Raw genomic sequence first — 1,257 nt, 5'->3', positions numbered from 1 at the left:
TTCCCGAAGGCACCAATCCATCTCTGGAAAGTTCTGTGGATGTCAAGGGATGGTAAGGTTCTTCGCGTTGCATCGAATTAAACCACATGCTCCACCGCTTGTGCGGGCCCCCGTCAATTCCTTTGAGTTTTAATCTTGCGACCGTACTCCCCAGGCGGTCAACTTATCGCGTTAGCTGCGCTACTAATCTTTTTAATAAGACCAACAGCTAGTTGACATCGTTTAGGGCGTGGACTACCGGGGTATCTAATCCCGTTTGCTCCCCACGCTTTCGCACCTCAGCGTCAGTTTTAGTCCAGGAAGGCGCCTTCGCCACTGATGTTCCTTCTGATATCTACGCATTTCACTGCTACTCCAGAAATTCCCCTTCCCTCTACTAAACTCTAGACTGCCAGTTTCAATCGCCATTCCTAGGTTGAGCCCAGGGCTTTCACAACTGACTTAACAATCCGCCTACGCGCGCTTTACGCCCAGTAATTCCGAATAACGCTTGCACCCTCTGTATTACCGCGGCTGCTGGCACAGAGTTAGCCGGTGCTTTTTCTGCGAGTAACGTCACAGCTAGTTGATATTAGCAACTAACCTTTCCTCCTCGCTAAAAGTGCTTTACAACCCTCGGGCCTTCTTCACACACGCGGCATGGCTGGATCAGGCTTGCGCCCATTGTCCAATATTCCCCACTGCTGCCTCCCGTAGGAGTCTGGGCCGTGTCTCAGTCCCAGTGTGGCTGATCATCCTCTCAAACCAGCTATAGATCGTCGCCTTGGTGAGCCATTACCTCACCAACTAGCTAATCTAACATAGGCTCATCCTCTAGCGATAGCTTACAAGTAGAGGCCACCTTTACTCCTTAGAGCATATTCGGTATTAACGTAAGTTTCCCTACGGTATCCCCATCTAGAGGGTAGATTCCTATGCATTACTCACCCGTCCGCCACTCGTCAGCAAGAGCAAGCTCTTCTGTTACCGTTCGACTTGCATGTGTTAGGCCTGCCGCCAGCGTTCATTCTGAGCCAGGATCAAACTCTTCAGTTTAATCTTGAACATATATAAAACACTCGGAATTGACAAAGTTAACATGGAAGAATTGCTTCTACCTATACTTCATTTGTCGTTTCGAGTTAATTTTTGCTTCGGCGCATCTTCGCACTTCCACATAAATTATCTCTGAATTACCTGATTTTTAAAGAACTTAATTCGTTCACTAAGCAAGTGTTTCTCACTCAGTAAGCCAGCTATTCTAGCCAACTTCGAAAC

The 1,257-nt window shown here is 47.9% G+C and carries 1 rRNA gene; it reads right to left on the bottom strand.

Features of this window, described 5'->3' with window-relative positions:
- Positions 1 to 1,035 (bottom strand): 16S ribosomal RNA (locus NA59_RS12745); the annotation flags it as partial.
- Between the last annotated feature and the right edge of the window lie 222 nt (positions 1,036 to 1,257).

This window comes from Thiomicrospira microaerophila (assembly GCF_000934765.1).
In the GTDB taxonomy this organism is placed as follows: Bacteria; Pseudomonadota; Gammaproteobacteria; order Thiomicrospirales; family Thiomicrospiraceae; genus Thiomicrospira; species Thiomicrospira microaerophila.
Note: the sequence above shows the minus strand (reverse complement) of the source record. Positions and strands in the feature narration are given on the sequence as shown.